The 19032-nt window shown below is 31.3% G+C and carries 13 protein-coding genes; 1 reads left to right on the top strand and 12 read right to left on the bottom strand.

The features are described 5' to 3' along the window. Window positions 1–150: 150 nt before the first annotated feature. The 4 genes from Q0829_RS09925 to Q0829_RS09910 form a co-directional block, all read right to left on the bottom strand. Complete coding sequence (locus tag Q0829_RS09925; RefSeq protein ID WP_298542015.1) at window positions 151–2394, bottom strand: serine hydrolase; 2244 nt, start codon at window positions 2392–2394, stop codon at window positions 151–153. 298 nt (window positions 2395–2692) lie between these two features. Continuing rightward, on the bottom strand, window positions 2693–4174 hold the full coding sequence (locus Q0829_RS09920; RefSeq protein WP_298542014.1) for a hypothetical protein: 1482 nt from the start codon (window positions 4172–4174) through the stop codon (window positions 2693–2695). A gap of 83 nt (window positions 4175–4257) precedes the next feature. Then, entirely contained in the window at window positions 4258–4998 is a 741-nt protein-coding gene (locus tag Q0829_RS09915; RefSeq protein ID WP_298542013.1) for a hypothetical protein, read from the bottom strand. A 298-nt stretch (window positions 4999–5296) separates the two neighbouring features. Further along, the gene (locus tag Q0829_RS09910) at window positions 5297–7516 is read right to left on the bottom strand and encodes a response regulator (protein ID WP_298542012.1); all 2220 of its coding nucleotides are present in this window, start codon (window positions 7514–7516) and stop codon (window positions 5297–5299) included. Between the two features lie 375 nt (window positions 7517–7891). Here Q0829_RS09910 and pbpC point away from each other — a divergent pair, with 375 nt between their 5' ends. Beyond that, on the top strand, window positions 7892–10240 hold the full coding sequence (gene pbpC, locus Q0829_RS09905; protein WP_298542011.1) for a penicillin-binding protein 1C: 2349 nt from the start codon (window positions 7892–7894) through the stop codon (window positions 10238–10240). Between the two features lie 76 nt (window positions 10241–10316). Here the strand turns inward: pbpC and Q0829_RS09900 are convergent, their stop codons facing one another. The 8 genes from Q0829_RS09900 to Q0829_RS09865 all read right to left on the bottom strand — a co-directional run bounded on the left by Q0829_RS09900 (window position 10317) and on the right by Q0829_RS09865 (window position 18870). Then, complete coding sequence (locus Q0829_RS09900) at window positions 10317–12581, bottom strand: heparinase II/III family protein (RefSeq protein WP_298542010.1); 2265 nt, start codon at window positions 12579–12581, stop codon at window positions 10317–10319. Between the two features lie 374 nt (window positions 12582–12955). Further along, on the bottom strand, window positions 12956–13861 hold the full coding sequence (locus Q0829_RS09895; RefSeq protein ID WP_298542009.1) for a hypothetical protein: 906 nt from the start codon (window positions 13859–13861) through the stop codon (window positions 12956–12958). Between the two features lie 286 nt (window positions 13862–14147). Further along, a complete protein-coding gene (locus Q0829_RS09890) occupies window positions 14148–14618 on the bottom strand; it encodes a CYTH domain-containing protein (RefSeq protein ID WP_298542008.1) in 471 nt (156 codons plus the stop codon). Window positions 14619–14698: 80 nt separating this feature from the next. Then, window positions 14699–15532 (bottom strand): DUF2911 domain-containing protein, encoded by an 834-nt coding sequence (locus Q0829_RS09885; RefSeq protein ID WP_298542007.1) that lies wholly within the window; start codon window positions 15530–15532, stop codon window positions 14699–14701. A gap of 23 nt (window positions 15533–15555) precedes the next feature. Continuing rightward, window positions 15556–16659 (bottom strand): helix-turn-helix domain-containing protein, encoded by a 1104-nt coding sequence (locus Q0829_RS09880; RefSeq protein ID WP_298542006.1) that lies wholly within the window; start codon window positions 16657–16659, stop codon window positions 15556–15558. Window positions 16660–16736: 77 nt separating this feature from the next. Next, window positions 16737–17435, bottom strand: a complete 699-nt coding sequence (locus Q0829_RS09875; RefSeq protein WP_298542005.1) for a hypothetical protein — start codon at window positions 17433–17435, stop codon at window positions 16737–16739. Between the two features lie 106 nt (window positions 17436–17541). Further along, on the bottom strand, window positions 17542–18210 hold the full coding sequence (locus tag Q0829_RS09870; protein ID WP_298542004.1) for an NAD-dependent epimerase/dehydratase family protein: 669 nt from the start codon (window positions 18208–18210) through the stop codon (window positions 17542–17544). Window positions 18211–18357: 147 nt separating this feature from the next. Beyond that, window positions 18358–18870: a hypothetical protein gene (locus tag Q0829_RS09865; protein ID WP_298542003.1), complete on the bottom strand. Its 513-nt coding sequence runs from the start codon at window positions 18868–18870 to the stop codon at window positions 18358–18360. Window positions 18871–19032 lie beyond the last annotated feature (162 nt).

Here is a 19032-nt window from a genome sequence, read left to right as displayed (position 1 = left end):
ATTGTTGCTAACGGTTTTGTGTATGGTTAGTTGCGTGTTTAAGCAACTAATTTAGCAAACAAATCACAGATAGAAAATTCCAGCGGAATTTTCGTAAGTCGGCAGTGACCTAGCAATTAATTATACACGGTGTTAGGCAAAGTTATATGTTCAATTCAATTCATTTAATATTAATTCGCTTATCTCAAATCTTGGAAATTCACCTGTATTATTCAATAATATTATTGTAATTCCATTGTCTGGTTGTTTTAAAAACATTGAATAAAAACCAAAATCAGTTCCAGGATGGTAAAATGTGTTGTGCTTTTTTGATGTTGAGAACATATATCTGTCAATCATCCAGCCATATCCATAATACGCATCCCAATCTGTATATTCTGAGTGTGACTTAAGTAGTTCTTCCATTTTTGCTTGAGGAATTAATATATTATTTTCAATAGCATTACTCCATTTTAATAAGTCGGAAGTAGTAGATGTTATTCCACCAGCACCACCAACATTTTGAGCATTGTATTTTGGCTCAAGAGCTCCATACATAAATGCAGGTACAAGATTTGTACTGTTAGTAGGTTCTCCAAAATAGGTTGAATCCATTTTTAAAGGCCGAAATATGTTCTGTTGTAGTATTTCTTTAAAATTTAGCGCTGTGATTTTTTCAGCAATTAAACTTAAAACAACAAAATTTGAATTTGAATATTCGAATTTACTTCCAGGCTCAAATTCTAATGCATCACTACAAAATTGATTTACAACTTCTTCAATAGAATAGCTGTTACTTAATATTTTAGATAAGTAACCTTTGTTCGCTAAAAAATTTGAAATTCCAGATTGATGACTTAATAACTGACTAATTGTTATTTTTCCATTTGAGAAGTTGGGTAGGTATTTATCAATTGTGTCCCCATAATTTAGTTTATTTTCATTTTCTAATTGAGCAATTACCATGGCAGTAAATGTTTTACTAAGTGAACCAATTCTGAACTGCGAATTTGATGCATTATGCGTACTACTGTTGTTATAACTTTTTTGAAAGATGGTATTTCCTTCATAAGAAACCAATGCATTACCAGTAAACAATTCTTTTTGGTTATAAAAACTTAGAAGAGAGTCTATTCTTGCTACTTTATCTTTTGGTAGTTTATACAGTTTATCCTCAATTTCATTCTTAAAATCATTTGCTTTATTGTTTGCTTCTAATTTCCTTGCAATTTCATTAAAATCATTTGTTGGTAGAACGATGGTATAATCTTTCCAAAAATTTGCGTCATAAATAGAATTTTGCTCCTCAATTAACTTCCTTTTTCCCAAAGTTTCATCCTTTGCAAAAGGAAAAACAGTATCTTTTTCAATGTTAGTTATTAAATAGTCTACTCGTATATCCGATTCAAAATTGAAATGTTGCCTATTGCTTTTAAAATTCAGTGTTGCATCATTGGCAACATTGTTCAGGTAGTATTTATCGACAAATTTTTTGTATCGAATTTGAAAATTATTTTTATTCATGGAAATATCTATTCCAAAAATTTTCATCAACGCTCTCAGAGCGGGATCACCGTATTTATGGTACTTTAAGCCTTTAGGACTTAACCCAAAATTAAAACCTATAAAAGCAAATGTTTCTTTATCAATAAACATATATCCTTTATAACCAGATTTTTTAATATCTTTTTGGTCGAATGTAATTTTGTAAGCTTCTTTGCCATTAATTAATTTTGATCCTTCAATTTTAAATGTATGTCGTTTTAATCCCTTTTTATTTAATAGTTTTATATCATTAATGTTATTTACAATATCAAACTCATAGATACTTTTTGGTTCTAATCCTAAGTCGATTCCTTTGGATGCTTTTTCATCTTTTATAGTGCGCATTTTTTTCAACTTAAATTGCTGTTTTGGGTTATTTATTTTAGATTGATAAATATCAAAAACAGCTTCAGATAGATGTATATAACTATTATCTTTTTGAGATGTAATCCTATAAAATCCTTCAGATTTATAGGGTTTAGAATAATAATTACTTGGTATTCTTTCTATTGCTTTTTTAATAATTGATTGTGCTGTATACCGATTAATTATTACTTCATCTAAAGTTGCAGTATTTTCTTCAAGAAATATTTGTAGAGGGTTTTTTATATTTGAAAGTTGAAATTTTTGAGTGTAATATCCAATAAAAGAAATAACTAAACTATCGTTACTTTTTTCTTTAGGGATTATAATTTTGAACTGCCCTTTGTTATTACTTATTGTTCCTAAAGAACTTTTTTGTAAATAAATACTAGCATAAGGCAATATTTCTTTTTCTTTCGAATCTTTTATTACCCCTTCTATAATTATATTTTGAGCATTGGTTAATATTGAAAAAAGTAGTAAGATTAATAAATATATTTTTTTCATAAACGAAGTTGTTGATTTAAGACGAACTTAAATCAATTAACTTTTTAGATTCTTAACAAACTCTATAAGTTAAGTTAAATAAAGCATAATTTTATTATACAGATTAGGTAAGAAAGAGGGTAGTTTATTTTTTTAGAAAATGCTTTGAATTTTGCCTAACGTTCATATAAGAATAGTAACCGATTTCAGAGCATTTACTTTCAATTTAGGCTAAAGTTGAACTAGCAACAATCTCTGAATTTACAGATACATCGGCTATTATTCTTATACATTGTCACCAAACGTATATTAACCATAATCACATAATAGCATCATAGGTTTTATTCATGACTTCAACAGAGATATTATTGTTTCTATAGTTACCTACAATTCGTTTGACCTTAAGCTGCTTATTTCGAACAAAGTCAATAAAGGTTCTAGTGTAACTTGGAATGACTTTAGCTATAGTATTATCCAGGGGAATGTGAAGAAAATGTGCTTGAAAAATAATCCCGCTGTCTTTGAAATATACAAAACCCTGTCTTTTTGAGTGCATATTTTCCAATACAAAAAAATGTGTGCCATTGATGATCTGCTCATGTTCAATAGTGCGAAATTTGAATCTAGTGATATCGTCAGCAAAGGGTGAATAGGCTTTAATAGCAGCTATACTATATTCATCAGCAAGTATCTCGATATCCTGATCAACAAAGACTTTGAGACCAGCAATTTGATGCCCGTGGGGATGTGTAACATAAACTGAGGTAATTTTCTTTTTTGGAAACTGGTCAAGAATAAGCTCTATCGTTTTCTCTGCAAACTTAACCTTACCACTTGCTCCAAATACTATAATTTCATCGCCATTGACTTTAAATAAAGCATTGTATGCTGCTGAAGAGTCAGTTATAAGATAAAGATCTTTTGCAATTTCTTTTGATACTAGAACTCCATCGCTTTTGGGGATTTCAGGGCCGTACCCTTCTGGAACTCGAAGTTTGGCAGGATCCACTTTCTCAATGATCTCAAATTGATCATTGTAGATTATGTAGTTTGGTTCTGTGGCTCCATCATAATATTGGTTTACGGTTCGAGCAAAGGTTATACCTCTTGTAGTTTGATAATCATCATAGACAAAGATAGCACTATTCGATTTGTTGTTGACTGACACCAGTTGCAATGGATTATTACTAAATTCATAATTGATAATATTATCATCAGAGGTTGTATGTGTCAGGGTTGTTGTCCCCGACTTTATGTCCTGTTGAAGAGTAATATTTCCTTCAATATTAGTTTCCGCAAGAAGAGGTCTTACCGCCAGAAAGTCGACATCCATCAAAATATAGCTCATTCTATAAAAGTTACCCATGCCTTGATTGAGAATACGCTTGCCCCAATAGCTACCATTCCTTTCATAAGCAAAGCTTTCCTTATCATTCTGGAAATGAGCCCTATCGAGTAGCAGACCACCTGAAGTGTAATATATATCATTATCGTAAAAATGCTTTTTTACCAGATCAACCTCAACCACTCTTTGTGACATGATTCTATTGGGTGTTTGATAGTCCCAATAATCATGGTCCCTGTATTGTTTGTTTAAGTAGTGATGGTTCAGTGAGAAAGCCTTAATTGACAGTGTTTTTTGATAGTGCTTTTTGATCTTTGCAACAAAATCTTCTACCTTATACTTAATAGTATCAACAGTTGGTGAATCACTGTCTTTTGAATTCTGTTTTTTGGTATAGCACGCATTTAAAAATATTGAGAAGACAAGTATTGCAATTGTAAAGTTGTTATTTCTCACTGTTTAAGATTTTATAATGTTTGGTAACGTTTAATGTATGTTGCGTTTGCTTACCGAAGGGAGCAAATGAAATACACAAATTGTTAGCATATGTTTTTAATTATTTTTTCTATTCTATTAATATCTTTATAGTTTATAAACTTTTCATTTTTTATGAAGACGTTATTTTTATAAAACTCAATTTCTAATTTTTCTTGTCCTTCAAAAGATTTCAATACCCTTAAAAGATTAAGAATGTCAGGGGATTTTTTAAACGTAAAAGATTCATAACCTTTAAGTTTTAAATCATCATCATTTTTTATTAGGTCTAAAATCTTTTCAGCGGAAGATTTTTCTCTCAAATAATAATGACCAAAATCATTATCTAATTTGATCCAAAACATAACTTGGGATTCTTGATAATCATCTTCAAAATAGGAATGTTGATTACCAATTATTTTTACATATGGTAAGAATACATAACCATCGCAATATTCTATTTTAAATACGTCGGAATACGTCCAATTATCATATTTACTCAAAATTTTTGTGTTTTCTAGCAGATCAATATCTTGTTCTGTGAAATTCTCCTTTACATAATTAGGCTCACTTTTTAAATAATTAATAGCTCTTTCTACTTCTTTTTGCTCTTCTGTATATAATTTTTCAATTTGCTCTTCAGGAACTGTTAAGAGTTCATTGTTATGTTCAATCCAATGCCCTGATTCAGCCTGCTCCAAGGTCAATTTAGCTCCTGTTTCAGGATCAATAATAAATTCATCCTCTAAACTTTCTTTTAGTTTTCTTTCGTACTCTTTTTCTTCTTTGGTCTTGGGCTTAAACATAAAGTATAGACAAAAAACAGCTAAAGTTCCACAAAGGATAAAGATAAAGATGAGAAATGGGTTCATTTTTTATAATATATGCTAACATGTTATATATGCGTAATATTACACATATATCGATTATATGTCCAATTATAAACGCATAATAAACGTTTAATTCTACAGTTAATTTTTAGTATTTGCCCAGAAAGTAACGTAAAATTCCCTGTATCACAAAATAAGATCGATATGAACAAGGTGTTGGGCACTTTATTTTCGAGATTAATAATTAGGGTTTAATATAGCAAACTTGGATTGGTTAGGTATTCGTTTCAGAACTGTTAACTATCAAATTTCTATAAATTGCGTCTCTAAGATGGTTTTTGTTTAGTGGTTTATTGATAAGATCATTCATACCGGCCTTTTTGCATTCTTCACCAACTTCACTTAATTCTGAAGCGGTTAAAGCAATAATAGGTGTAGTTGTATCAAATTTTCGAATTTTTAATGTCGCCTGCATACCGTCCAGAACAGGCATATTAATATCCATCAGCACTAAATCAAAAGTCTGGTTCTTCAAAACCTGTACAGCTTCAAATCCATTTTCGACCATAGTACATTCGCAACCAATATTTTTTAGTAGATTTTTAGTGACCAATTGATTTACCTTATTATCTTCTGCAACCAGAATTTTTGCTGAGATACAATCTGTATTTTCTAAATTTTGCGAATCATTTACTATATCATTTAGGCAATCTTCGATTTCCACATCTAAATCAAAATAAAACATGGATCCTACATCTTTTTTGCTTTCGAAATGAATCTGACTACCCATTACCTGAACTAAATTTTTAACAATGGATAATCCTAAACCGGTACCTTGCTTATTATCATATACACTACCGATTTGAGAAAATTCTTCAAAGATGTATTCCTTCTGATTTTCTGGTACTCCCATGCCTGTATCTTCTACCTCGTAGCGAATTTTAATAATTTTGGTATCTGCGGATAAAGGTTTAATTCGAAGCCATATTTTTCCTTTATCGGTGAATTTAATAGCATTCCCAATTAAATTTATCAAAACTTCGGATATCCTTAAGGCATCTACATTGACTAGCTTAGGGATACTATGATTATGTTCCAAAATTAATTTGTTATCCTTTTTTTGAGCTTGATACTCAAAAGATTGTAAAATGTTTTGAGATAACGAAAATAGATCGGTAGGAGTTTTGATAAGCTCTTTTTCTTCGGAGTCTATTTTGCTTACTTTTAGAACTTTATTTACTAAATCCAATAAATAATCGGCAGAAAATTTTAGTGAATTAAGCAATTTTTTATCTTTTTCTGTCTTCGAGTCATTTTCTAATAAAATGGAAGAAATTCCGACCACTCCATATAAAGGAGTTCTAAGCTCATGGCTGATGGTAGAAATAAACTGAGACTTGATCTTACTTAATTGTTCGGCTTGTGACTTAGCTTCTTGGAGTTCAGTATTTTTTATCTCGAGAATTTCACTGATTTTTTTCTTTGACCGATATCCTCTGTAATAAAAGAAAACCACTCCTGCCAGTAATAATAATGCTACAGTAGAAATGAAAATGATGGTTTTGTTATTCTTGTCGATATCTAATAATAATGCTTTCTCTCTTTTTGCGACCGCTAATTCCTGTTCATATTGATCAACCTTAAATCTTATTTTTGTTGTCTCATCACTTTTGGATCGGGCATTTTCAAAAACTTTACGGTCGTTTTTATTTAGTTCTTTTAGATCAGCAATAGCCTTGGGATAGTTACCGATATCTTCGTACATTTTTGATCTATATTGATAAAAATAACTTTTCCCTTTGGGCCAATATGTTTCATCTTTCAGATATTCGAATGATTTTTCAAAGTTTTCTTCAGCTTTTTCAATTTCTCTTTTATGAGCATAATCTCTGGCTCTTAAAAGATAGAGACTGCTTCTGTCTATTTGTACACTATCAGGTATCGTACTGTCGATGCTATCTGCTTCTCTAAGGTAGACCGAAGCTTCATCAAACCTATCCAGATCCATATAGGTCCAAATCATATTATGCAATGGGATTTGATATTGTTGAATATGCGGACTATTCTTTCCTAGTTTTACAGCTCTTTGATAATATTTTAAAGCACTTTCATAATCATTATTACCGTCATAATATATATTAGCGAGACTATGCAAGATATACGGAAGCAATATTTTATCTTTTGTTTTTTCTGTATGTTCTAAAGATTTTAAAAGGTTTTTTGTAGCATTTTCGTAGTCAATGATTTCATATTGAACAGTACCCATTAACAAATATCCATGAGATAAATAATGGTCATTATTGAGTTCTCTGGCATAGTTAACAGCCTTGAAGGCATATTCTAATGATTGATACATATCATTATCCCTTCGGAGTTTTTCTGAAGTTCTTAATAGGACTTCTAAACTGTCAATTCTCTCAAAAGACGGCTTTTCTTGAGAAAAGGAAGTTAATGAAAGAATAAAAATAAATATGTAAACAGTATTTCTTTTCAATGCAAAACAATTTTTGGTAAAAATAGATATAGTAAACTAAAAAGTTTTATATCGCATTTTATATTACATAAGCCACAGTATTTTAAGTTAGATTTGAGCAGACTTTTACAACTAAATTGTTTTTAAGAGTGATATAATTTAATGAAATTATAGGGTTTTTCTGTTATAAATTAGAAGAAAACTAACGATTGTAAGTTGTTTTTATTGAATAAAACGGGGAGATTTACAACTTTTAAATCACTGGAAATGAGCATGGTTTTTGTATGGAGAATTTCGGTTTTTGTTTGTTTTCGGCAGTGTTTTATCAAAAACCTAAAGACATTTACATAAATTTTAGTACCATTGTCTAACATATATTAATTGTAAGTAATAGTATTGAATACTTTTAAGAATTATATAAAAAAACACCCTAAAAAGTTCGTCGTTATTACGATATTGATTATTTGGTATTATTTCTCTTTACCAAAACCATTATTTAATGATCCTACTGCCACAGTAATCGAAACAAGAACCGGTGAATTACTAGGTGCTGAAATAGCTGTAGACGGGCAGTGGAGGTTTCCGGAAACAGATAGTGTTCCGGAAAAGTTTAAACATTGTATACTCGCATTCGAGGATCAACAATTTTATAGACATGTTGGATTCAATCCGGTTTCTATGATAGAGGCTGTAAGCGAAAATATAAGGGCAGGCAAAGTGGTGCGCGGAGGAAGTACGATAACACAACAAGTAATACGACTGGCACGAAAAGGACAAAAGCGAACTTATTTTGAAAAATTAATTGAACTAATTCTATCCACAAGACTTGAATTTGGAACTTCTAAAGAGGAAATTTTAAAGCTTTATGCTTCTCACGCTCCTTTTGGAGGTAATGTTGTGGGTATTGACATGGCTTCTTGGAGATACTTTGGCCTTCCGGCATATCAACTATCATGGTCAGAAAGTGCTACACTTGCCGTTTTACCCAATGCTCCTTCACTAATTTATCCCGGGAAAAATCAACAAAAACTATTAGAAAAAAGAAACCGATTGCTAAGAATCTTACTAGAACAGAAAACAATTGACTCTATAACCTATGATTTATCTATAAGTGAATCATTACCAAAAAAACCATATAGTCTTCCGCAAACTACACCTCACTTACTAAATCGACTAGCTAGAAAAAATAAAGGAAAGCGATTACAAACTACAATTGATGTATCATTACAACAGCAGGTAAATCAACAAGTAAAAAGACACTATAACATTTTACGCCAAAATGAAGTATATAATATGGCGGTTTTGGTATTAGATATAGAAACTAGAGAAGTTTTAAGTTATGTAGGTAATACACCTACAGATAAGACGCATCAAAAAGATGTAGATATTATTCAAGCTGGTAGAAGTACAGGAAGTACATTGAAACCTTTATTATATGCCGCTATGATGGATAAGGGAGAATTATTACCAGAACAACTGGTATCCGATGTACCTACCGTTATAGCCGGATATGCTCCGATGAACTATGATGAAACCTTTAGCGGGGCTGTTCCAGCAAACAGAGCTTTGGCCCGTTCATTAAATATACCCGCAGTTAGATTGTTACAACAATATGGATTACAGCGATTTCGGGATGAGTTACACGCTTTTAGAATTAATGACCTTTCATACAGTGCTGATCATTATGGCTTATCACTAATTGTTGGTGGTGCTGAAGGAAATCTTTGGGATTTATGTAAGACCTATGCTGGATTTGCAGGTACATTAAATCATTATGAAAATACCTCTAGTGAATACTTTGCAAATGAATTTGCAGAACCTATAATTCTTGCTGATAAAAAGGTTGATTTTGGTAAAAAAGTAATACAAAAACCAATATTTGGTGCAGGAAGTATTTGGTTGACTTTTGAAGCTATGAAAAAAGTGAATCGTCCTGAAGGTGATGAAGCATGGGAGTTTTACGATTCGTCAAGGGAAATTGCATGGAAAACAGGAACTAGTTTTGGTAATCGAGATGCGTGGGCGATTGGTGCCAGTAAAGATTATGTAGTAGGCGTCTGGATTGGTAATGCAGATGGAGAAGGTAGACCAGAACTTACGGGATTAAACTCGGCGGCACCTGTTTTATTCGATGTAATTAATTTATTGCCTAATTCTAAATGGTTTCCCGCGCCATATGATGATTTGGTGCAGGTAAATGTTTGTAACCAAAGTGGATTTTTAGCAGGAAAAGAATGCCCGAGTAAGGAAATGTATATTGCTGCTGCTGGAACTAAATCAAAACCTTGTCCGTATCATCAATTAGTACATTTAGATCCCACAAAACAATATAGAGTGAATTCTTCTTGCGAATCAGTAGATACTATGATTCATGAACCTTGGTTTGTATTGCCTCCTTTACAGGAATATTATTTTAAAAATAAAAATGCTGATTATCGATCGTTGCCTTCCTATCGATCAGATTGTACAAAGGAATTGCTAGGAAGTATGGATTTTATTTTCCCCAAAGGGAATAGTAGCGTCTATTTACCCAAAGGATTTGATGGTAAAACAAATGAAGTAGTTCTTAAAATAGCACATACACAACCAGAAGTGAGAGTGTTTTGGTATATAGATAATCAATTTGTAGGAGTCACCAGACAGTTTCACGAAATGGCTGTTAGACCAATGCCTGGAGAACATCTTATTACCGTCCTTGATGAAAAAGGAAATGAACTAAGAAGAAAGATAGAAATCAAAGAATAAAAGCAAATCAACAATTGATTTTTTGAAGTGTTAGATGCTGCTTATTTCTTAAACATATTAATAAAACGATCTAGATCTATAATAAAGTACATTTAAGTATATCTCCCGGTTTTAACGTGACTTTTCCTTTTGTAGTTTCTCCGTTTAGCAGTTGCTTTTTTACTCCGGATATATTGATTTGTATTTCCTGATCATCAATTGATTGTATGATTAACTCTTCGGAGGTTTTTTTGACAAAAACATCGATGACTTCAGAAAATGTAATTTCAATGTTTTGTAGAGAAAGTTGTTCTGCATCAAAAAATAAAGAGGAACCTCCATTGGATAAAGAAATTACATTTTGACCTTTAGCGTTCCAAGGAGATGTATTTAAAATCCAATCTTTAATTTTTGGAGTAGTTAAACTTTCATCAATGCGATCAGAATATCGAGAAAAAGGATATACTAGAGTGATAAAACTAAAAGTGTTATGGTCGTTTTTTGAAACCACAGACCATTGTTTTCCACGAGCTCCAGAAGAAATAACAGTATCTACTTCACGAAGCTGAAAAATATCACAACCACTGCCATCATCAAAAGAAGATCGTAATAGGTTAGGAGTGTTTTCTTTAGAATAATGCCCTTGCCATACTTGTTTGTATGAATGGGATTTTTTCGAATTAAAATTGTCTTTAATAATCCAAAAATCATTTTTTATATATACAATTTGTCGGCTGTAACGAACACCTATATTTTCAAAACCATTATGGCTGCCTGTAAATACATCCAACTCATCTGTGCTTTGCCATGAGATTGTTTTGGGTTTTGGTAATAGTTTAAATTTTCCGAAACCACTACCTCCTTTGTTAGATGTATATTCTTTGCCTTGCAATTCATCATCGACTAATGCTACATTTTTAACCATAGAATTTTTAAACAATTCGAGGTCTTTAAGAGAATAACGTACTTGATAATTTGGTAAAATTACGTGACCGTTAGCCATTGCCTGTATACCCAACATATCGCCATGCTGATGATCAGGTTTTTTATCATCTAATCCAGAAGAAATTATCATCATATTATCTTGATGATCCCAACCTTCTCTCATGATATAATATCCCGTTTCAGGAAATGTCAATGATGTGAATTTAGGAGCTTGTCTTTGTATATTTTTCAATAAGTTTAGTTGCTGTTGATTTAAGAACCAATATGTGGTAGCATCCACTGTGTTTTTGGCAAAATATCCTATAAGAGGATCTTTAAAAAGTAAATATCCTAAAGTTAATGTAGCGGAGATATCATTTTTTTCTGCCCAAGGGATGTCTGTATCATCCTGCAAAACAGGTGCAGAGGTATCGGGATAGGCAATTTTGGTAAGTGTTATAAAAAGTGATTTTAGACGATTAATCCAGAGTTGATCAATTTTGATATCACTAATTTTTGCTAACTGATATACATAATAATAATTATTAATATCGCTCATATGGTAGTGTACAGACCGCTCAAACTGAAAACCATCTTCATTAATTTCTTTGTCTAAGTGCTCTTTTAATAAGGTCATGGAATGAGTATACCATTGATCAGTATCTACAAAATCACGAAGAAGAATAGAAATGATAGCCAATGCAGATAATCCTCTGGTTTGATGATTACCCGATTTAAAAGCAGCATTTTTTTCGAATAAATGAGCACCATGTTGTAACAATGTTGCGATGGTTCTAAGTTGATCAGCGTCAGAATACTGTTCTTGAGATAAAAATATGGCATGAATGCGAAACCAATTTAGTACTCTGTATCCAGAACGAAAGGCTTCATATACACCATTTCCATCGACTATTTTTTCATATTTCTCTTGCTCAAGAGCATGATTGAGCGATTGCATTTGGTTCGTAAAATAACGAAGTAACGTAGTATCTTGGTTCGAATAATGATACAGAAAACCAATATCAACCATCTTGTGTTGTCGCGCTAAATGTCTTAATGCATACGCATTAACAGGTTTTCCGTTAAGATAATTAAAAGGAAGTTTCCACTGAGTAGCATCAGAAAATTTAGAAATATGATCGTTTGCTCTTATCCGGTGGTATTGTTTTCTTTGAGGGTATATAGTGTTATACTCATCAAATCGATTATTAAATGTTTTCCAATCATAGAAATAACGTTTAGAAAATTGATTACGAAGATACTCGGCAAGACGTTTTTGCGATATTTTCTTGGTAGGGTCTAATTCTTTTTTGACATCTTCTCTTAAGTAGTCATATAACGTTTCATTTGTAATTACTTTGTTAATAGGGATTTGTTGAGAATACATATAAAAAGTACTACAAAATAAAAACAGAAGTAATGTTGATTTAGATGTCATTAAAAAATAGGTTTTTGACCAGGATTAGTATGTGTAACCCTATAATAAAAGAGTATTGCATCAATGTAAAACCCTTTTACAGCTCACTAAGGACGTGTTTGGGTATTAGATTCATATTAACGAAGCTACGAAATATTGTGCATTAGAGGAATTTCTTGTTTCTGTAGCAATATAACACAGCAGTTAATAGGATTAGTTCAAAAAAGGACAAAAGCGAACCTATTTTGAAAAAACTAATCGAACTAGTTCTAGCCTTAAGACTGGAATTTGGAACATCCGAAGAAGAAAGATAGAAATCAAAGAATAATATCATAAAAGTAGCCATAGAGTAATTACAATTCTATAGCTACTTTTTTAATCTAGGAATAGAATAATTATAATGAAGAATACACTAAGCCAAAACTTAATGCAGATTCTTTGCTGAAATTACGACCATCTAAAGTGCTAGTATAGCCAGTTGAAACGCCTAGCTTGTTCTTGTATATAGGAATATAAAGATTAAAAGAAAGATTGGTGAAATCTACTTCAGTTTCTGGAAGTATGTTAGGACCTCCTGCTTCTGCAAATTCTGATGTTCCAATATCCAATCCAGACATAGAGTTCTGTATTTCTAAGTTAGTATGGATATAAAAAAATGGGTTGTAATATCCTAATTTAAATCCGTATAATACAGCATTAGGGATATCAAAATCTTTACTATCTCGATTACTGTATCCTACTTGAACTTCGGTAAAAATGTTAAGCGGACTTATATAGTTTAGGATTATTGCACCATTGATAGTGGTTGCTTCATTTCCTAAAGAAAGTACGCCTGCTCCTTCATAATCACTTACTGGAAATGTAATTCCTGCTGCTCCACCAAGTGTAACTTTAGAATTACTATTTAAAGGCTTTTCGAAAATTTTTGCTTTTGCAAAAACTCCTAAATCTTGAATGCCATCCACCTGATCTGTTTGTTGTACTGGATCAAGAACACCATCTTGACTTTTTGTAGAGATGTAAGGTAATGTTACTACCGTGGATAACCAATCATTAATAGTGTAAGAGGCATATAAGGAAAATATATAAGAAGAAATATCTCCTAGTCCGGCAGGATTTCCTTCTGATAATTCAGAACCTCGATAAAACTGATCAAAACTTTTGTATGAATAAGTTGGAGCAACAGTCAATGTTTTTTTTTCTGAGTAAAAACCATTGATTGGGAACTGGGCGATCGCAGTAAAAAGTGGGCAAAATAGCATAAAGCCCACAATGTAATGCATTGTTGATTTGTGTAACATGAAATATATTTTTAGGTTAATAAGATGTATTTGACGGGAAATTTTATCTTACTTAACACCTAAAAAGTGCAAAGAATATGTTAATTCAAGTACTGCTATTTTCTAAGACTTTTTTTTATTGATTTCTTGTTTTTAAAGAAGTTTTTTTGGGGAATTTTTACTTTTCTAAAAATGTGGAACAAATTTTTGAAGAATTGATTTTTTATTAAGATTTATGATCTAACAAAAAATAACATTTAATTGTGAGTTTATCTGTATCACCTTAAGAAATTATTTTTTAATGATTTTAATTCCAGATTTTAAAGGGATTCCTACTTAATTGAGAATTATAATACCTCGTATCTCCTGTAACTTCTTTTCCTAACCATTTAGGTTTTATAAAAGTTTCGTTTTCATTGTTTAATTCGATTTCTGCAATAGTTAATCCATTGTTTTCATCAAAAAACTCATCTACTTCGATAATATGATTCCCAGATGGGATCTCATATCTCATTTTTTTGATGACTCCTTTTTCGCAAATTTTTATAAGTTCTTCCGCCTCATTAACAGGGATTTCTTTTTCCCATTCAAAACGTGTAGTACCAGATGCATTACCAATACCTTTTATAGTGATAAAAGCAAGTGTTCCTTTAATTCGAACTCTAACCGTTCTCTCAGGATCAGTATTCAGAAACCCTTGTACAATAAGAGTGCTTTTTTTAGCTTCTTGTTTATAGATCTCTGATGTAACAAGGAATTTGCGTTCTATTTCTATCATTTATGATATTTAATGTTTTTTAAGTGTAGATTCAAGACATTGTTTTTTCAAATCTAATATCTTGAATCTATATAATGATACTATCTAGACCATTTTTTGATGTTTTTCTCGTTTAATCTGATAAAGTCTTTGTTTTTTGCTTTTTTGGATAGTTCTAAAGATCTTTTAGCGACTACTATTGCTTCTGTTTTTTTGTCTAGATCGGCTAAGATTAATGACTCTCTATATACCTGAAAAAACAATGCATTTTTGTTTTTGGTAACTTTTTGAATGTATTCCAATGCTCTATCCAAATCTGTTTGCGCTTCGTGTAAATACAACGCTACCTGGAAATATTCAAAATCAGTTGGTCCAGAAATGGTTTTTTCGATACTAGTCATTGTTTTTTTATGTGTATCAAATTTTAGTGGTAAAGCTATTTTGGTCTGATCCCAAACAAAAATTAATTGTGAGCTATCTAACGTAATTTGATCCATATAGATCATAAAAGTTTCAAAAACTTCATTTAATTGAATATTTTTAGCAGTAAAAGTGGCAATAGGCGTTTGGTCTACATAGGTATTCCAATTGCCGGAGTTATAGGTATAAAAATATACTTCCCAAGTGTTTTTTCCTGGTTTAGTAAGAATCGCATAAGAACCTTTTTTTACAGGTGTTTCAAAAATGGTAATATCGTCATTAAAAGTGATTTTTGTTGCAGCGTTAGCACCAGTTCTCCATAATTCGTTATAAGGAATGATGCCATTTTCTCCGAAAATTGTTCTTTCTCTTTTACTAGGTCTGGAATATTCAATTTTGATTTCGGTCAATCCTACAGTTTGTATTGTTTTTGAAGATGGGCTTAGTGCAGGAACGGTAAGTTGCGCATTAACTGTAGCTATGGTAATAATACTGATAAAAAATATTTTGAACATAATTTATTAAAATTTTGATATGATTAAAGATTAGCAAAGTACTCTTTTGGAGTAGTTCCCATTAAATCTTTAAACGACTTGTTAAAGGTAGTTTTAGAGTTGAAACCTGCTTCTTGTGCAAGTCCAAAAAAGGTCATGTTTTTAGCTTGATCTGTTTTAGCCAAGGCGATGAATTCTTTGATTCTGTAATAGTTTACATACTCAAAGAAATTCATTCCTATCCGCTCATTCAGCAAACGTGCAATTTCGGGATTACTGACGCCTAACATTTCTGCCAGTTCGGATTTTAGAAGTTTTCTGTTTAAATAAGGTTTTCTTTCTTCCATTAAATGCTCCAATCGGGATTTTAAACTATCTAATTGTTGGTTTGATAACTTGGATTGCGCATATTTTTTTTGGGTTACTAGCTGAGTAACTCTGAATAATTGTGGTTCTTTTATATTGTAAAATGTAATAAACAGAATAATAAGAGCTATGCTAATCCATATTATTTGCCAAGCAGATTTATCTAAGAACTGGTATCCCAAGAGCCAGTAGATAAACATACTAAACCAGCAAAGCATACAGATCCCTACTGCTATCAGAAAATTCATGAAAAACTGAGATTTTACAGTATAACTTAATTCGTTCTGGATGTCTTTTCTAAATTTTAAAAAGATCCTAAAACTTAAGACCCAATATGTGATATTAAATAGTAATCCAATAGCAATAAAAAACAAGGTAAATCTAAATTGTTCTCCGCTTTCGAGTCTTTCTTGTAATACTTCGTCAGATGGGAGGATAAAAGCGGCAGTTACAAATGTATTATACACCAAAGCAGGCACGTAATGTAATAATTCCTTATACGAGAATTGCTTGTTCAATAAACTGGATCGGGTAAATAGGTAGATCGTAGCACCAAATAATAGTGTTGCGAATTCAGAAAAAATAACCCATCGGTAATTATCCCCAAAGAAGCCAGAGATGTATAATATACGACCGCTTAATCCTATTGCTAAAACAAGTACTAAAAAAGCAATATATCTATTGATACTTTTTCTTTTTTTAGGAGAAAAAACATAAATAAACAGTAAAAACAAACTTTGAAAATACCCAAAATAAACTAATTGATTTAAGAATGATTGCATATTAGTAGTGATCTGGTTTTTTGTTTACCCGGTTTATGCGTTTAGAAATTCTAAAAACATAAACCGGGTTTAATATACTAGTTTAATACAAACTGATTTACATGTAACACGCCTTTGTGATCCATTTTAAGATTTTCTTTGTAAAAAGCATCAAATTCTTGTTTGCTTTCCCATTGAGTAATAACTAGTAAATCAGGATTATGATAATATCCAATAGGTGATTTTCCGTTGGTTAATTGAAGAATTTTTTTTCCTCCTTTTGTCGCCGATTTTTGAGACCAAAGTTCTGTGAATTTTTTGAACGATTCAGTATCTTTTTTCCAGTAAGATGTAGCTACAATATATTTACTCCTGTCTATTTTAAAAGAAATATCTCTTGGCATTTCATAGTAGGTTAAATTAAATATAGACCACATATTTCTTCGTTGTACATGAAAATCCGGAACTATATCTTCGATTTCTGAAATAAATTGTTCACGATTTTTTAAGTCATTCCATTTGCCAAAAATAAAAGTAGTAGGTTGAATGTTTCCTTGAGTTGTTTCTTTGATACTAAATCCAGGTTGTGGTCGATAGGTTCTTTTAAAAGCTACAGGGAAGGCAGTTTTTTTATATTTTTCGAAGTCTTTTTCGATATCTGGTTTATTGGTTAATAAAAGAATATCTAGAACTTCTCCTTTTTTAAAGTCAAAGGATTTTACATCAGATTGAGCAACAAGACTGGTTGTTAATAGGCAAGTTAAGAAGGCTAGGAGGGGATTTTTTAATAACTTCATTGTTTGTTTTTTAATGATTCATAATTTTCAAACAAATGTAGAAGCTGTTATGGATATTCAACAATTATAGGAGTTCAGAAAGATACGGATACGGTATATGAACCAATTAGATGCTTTTTTTCATACGAATTACTTTGATTTCATCAGAAACTACTCTTTTACCATTGAATTCATTGTTCGCTAACCATATCATTGCTGAAACGATCGTTTCTGGATGAATCGAACGATATTTTTTTAAAGATCCGAGCAATAGAGGATTTATTACTTTCATTAATTGTTTAAAGAAATATTCTCCTGTTCTTTTTTCATCTCTTTTACCACTAATTAATGACGGTTGTAAAATATGTGTTTTAGGAATTTCCAGAGATAAAACTGTTTCTTCCATTTCGCCTTTGGTGCGATTATAAAATACTCGGCTTTTTGTATCTGCTCCTAAAGCAGAGATAACTATAAAAGTTTTAATGTTATTTTGTTTACAAAGTTGAGCTGCAGTTACCGGAATACCATAATCAATAGTACGATACAATCCTTTATCCGGGGTTTTGGCATTCGTAGTTCCAATACAACAAAATACTTCATCTCCAATAAAATCAGTAACTACAGTTTTTAATTGAAGCATGTTAATTAGATGCTCTTCTATTTTGGAATGAGAGATTCCGACAGTTTTTCTGGAGAATAACTTAATTTTAGAATAACGATCATCATCAAGTAATGAATCTAAAAGAATGCTACCTGTTAATCCTGTTGCTCCTAATATGATTGCTGTTTTAGCCATCTTGTAAATTTAGCAAGAAGAATTATAGGTTTTACGATATAATTAATATCAATCGTGTATATCCTTTATACAATATACCAGATTTGATTCAAAAAATATGCATAGCTAATTTCCTTTTTTATTGAAGTAATAAAAAAGATGTTGATATTAATTTTGAGCTACCATTACGATATCGCTTGGTTTACAGTTTTCATTTTCACTATCCTCAGAAGGAGATAGCTCAACAACAGCTTTATCTTTGTTAGTAGAATCTATGTGTAATAAGATATTATAACTATGTTTATTTTCTTGGTATCTTTTAACTTCAAAAGAAGCTCCATTATGACTATTCATGAAAGGTTCTTTACCAGGTTTTAGTGCTGTAGCTTTTCCGCCTAAAGTAGTTTTCTTACAGGACTGGTTTTCAAATACAAACGTATATTGTATGGTGTCCTCAGATAACCAAGAAACAGATAGTTTCTGTGTAAAACTACCATTTGTATCTTTTTGAGTAGCTGTGTATGTTTTTTGAATAACAGCTACAGGGTCATTTTCCTCGTTTGTAGTATCAACCGCTTCTGTAGGGTTAGTTTCACTTAATTTATTAAGGTTGTCAGAAGGCTTACTTTCCGATTTACAGCAAATAAAAGCAAAAAGTAGTAGTAGGGTATAATTTTTCATTTTTTAAATATAATTTAGTTCAAATTGATTGGGATCAATAAAGCAAGATATTATTTTTATCTGATAAAATCCTTACAAATATAAGAATATCATTTTTTAGAAGTATTTAATACTGAAATATTTACTTAGATGCTTTGTAATTATAATTTGTAGTCAATTAAT

The sequence above is a fragment of the uncultured Aquimarina sp. genome (assembly GCF_947492405.1).
Lineage (GTDB): Bacteria > Bacteroidota > Bacteroidia > Flavobacteriales > Flavobacteriaceae > Aquimarina.
The sequence above is the reverse complement of the archived record's forward strand: the minus strand, read 5'-3'. Positions and strand labels throughout refer to the sequence as shown.

Excerpts from the sequence above, each read along its gene's own strand:
- Q0829_RS09925 (WP_298542015.1), bottom strand. The coding sequence starts at position 2,394 with ATGAAAAAAATATATTTATTAATCTTACTACTTTTTTCAATATTAACC.
- Q0829_RS09915 (WP_298542013.1), bottom strand. The coding sequence starts at position 4,998 with ATGTTTAAGCCCAAGACCAAAGAAGAAAAAGAGTACGAAAGAAAACTA.
- Q0829_RS09900 (WP_298542010.1), bottom strand. The coding sequence starts at position 12,581 with ATGACATCTAAATCAACATTACTTCTGTTTTTATTTTGTAGTACTTTT.
- Q0829_RS09895 (WP_298542009.1), bottom strand. The coding sequence starts at position 13,861 with ATGTTACACAAATCAACAATGCATTACATTGTGGGCTTTATGCTATTT.
- Q0829_RS09890 (WP_298542008.1), bottom strand. The coding sequence starts at position 14,618 with ATGATAGAAATAGAACGCAAATTCCTTGTTACATCAGAGATCTATAAA.
- Q0829_RS09885 (WP_298542007.1), bottom strand. The coding sequence starts at position 15,532 with ATGTTCAAAATATTTTTTATCAGTATTATTACCATAGCTACAGTTAAT.
- Q0829_RS09880 (WP_298542006.1), bottom strand. The coding sequence starts at position 16,659 with ATGCAATCATTCTTAAATCAATTAGTTTATTTTGGGTATTTTCAAAGT.
- Q0829_RS09875 (WP_298542005.1), bottom strand. The coding sequence starts at position 17,435 with ATGAAGTTATTAAAAAATCCCCTCCTAGCCTTCTTAACTTGCCTATTA.
- Q0829_RS09870 (WP_298542004.1), bottom strand. The coding sequence starts at position 18,210 with ATGGCTAAAACAGCAATCATATTAGGAGCAACAGGATTAACAGGTAGC.
- Q0829_RS09865 (WP_298542003.1), bottom strand. The coding sequence starts at position 18,870 with ATGAAAAATTATACCCTACTACTACTTTTTGCTTTTATTTGCTGTAAA.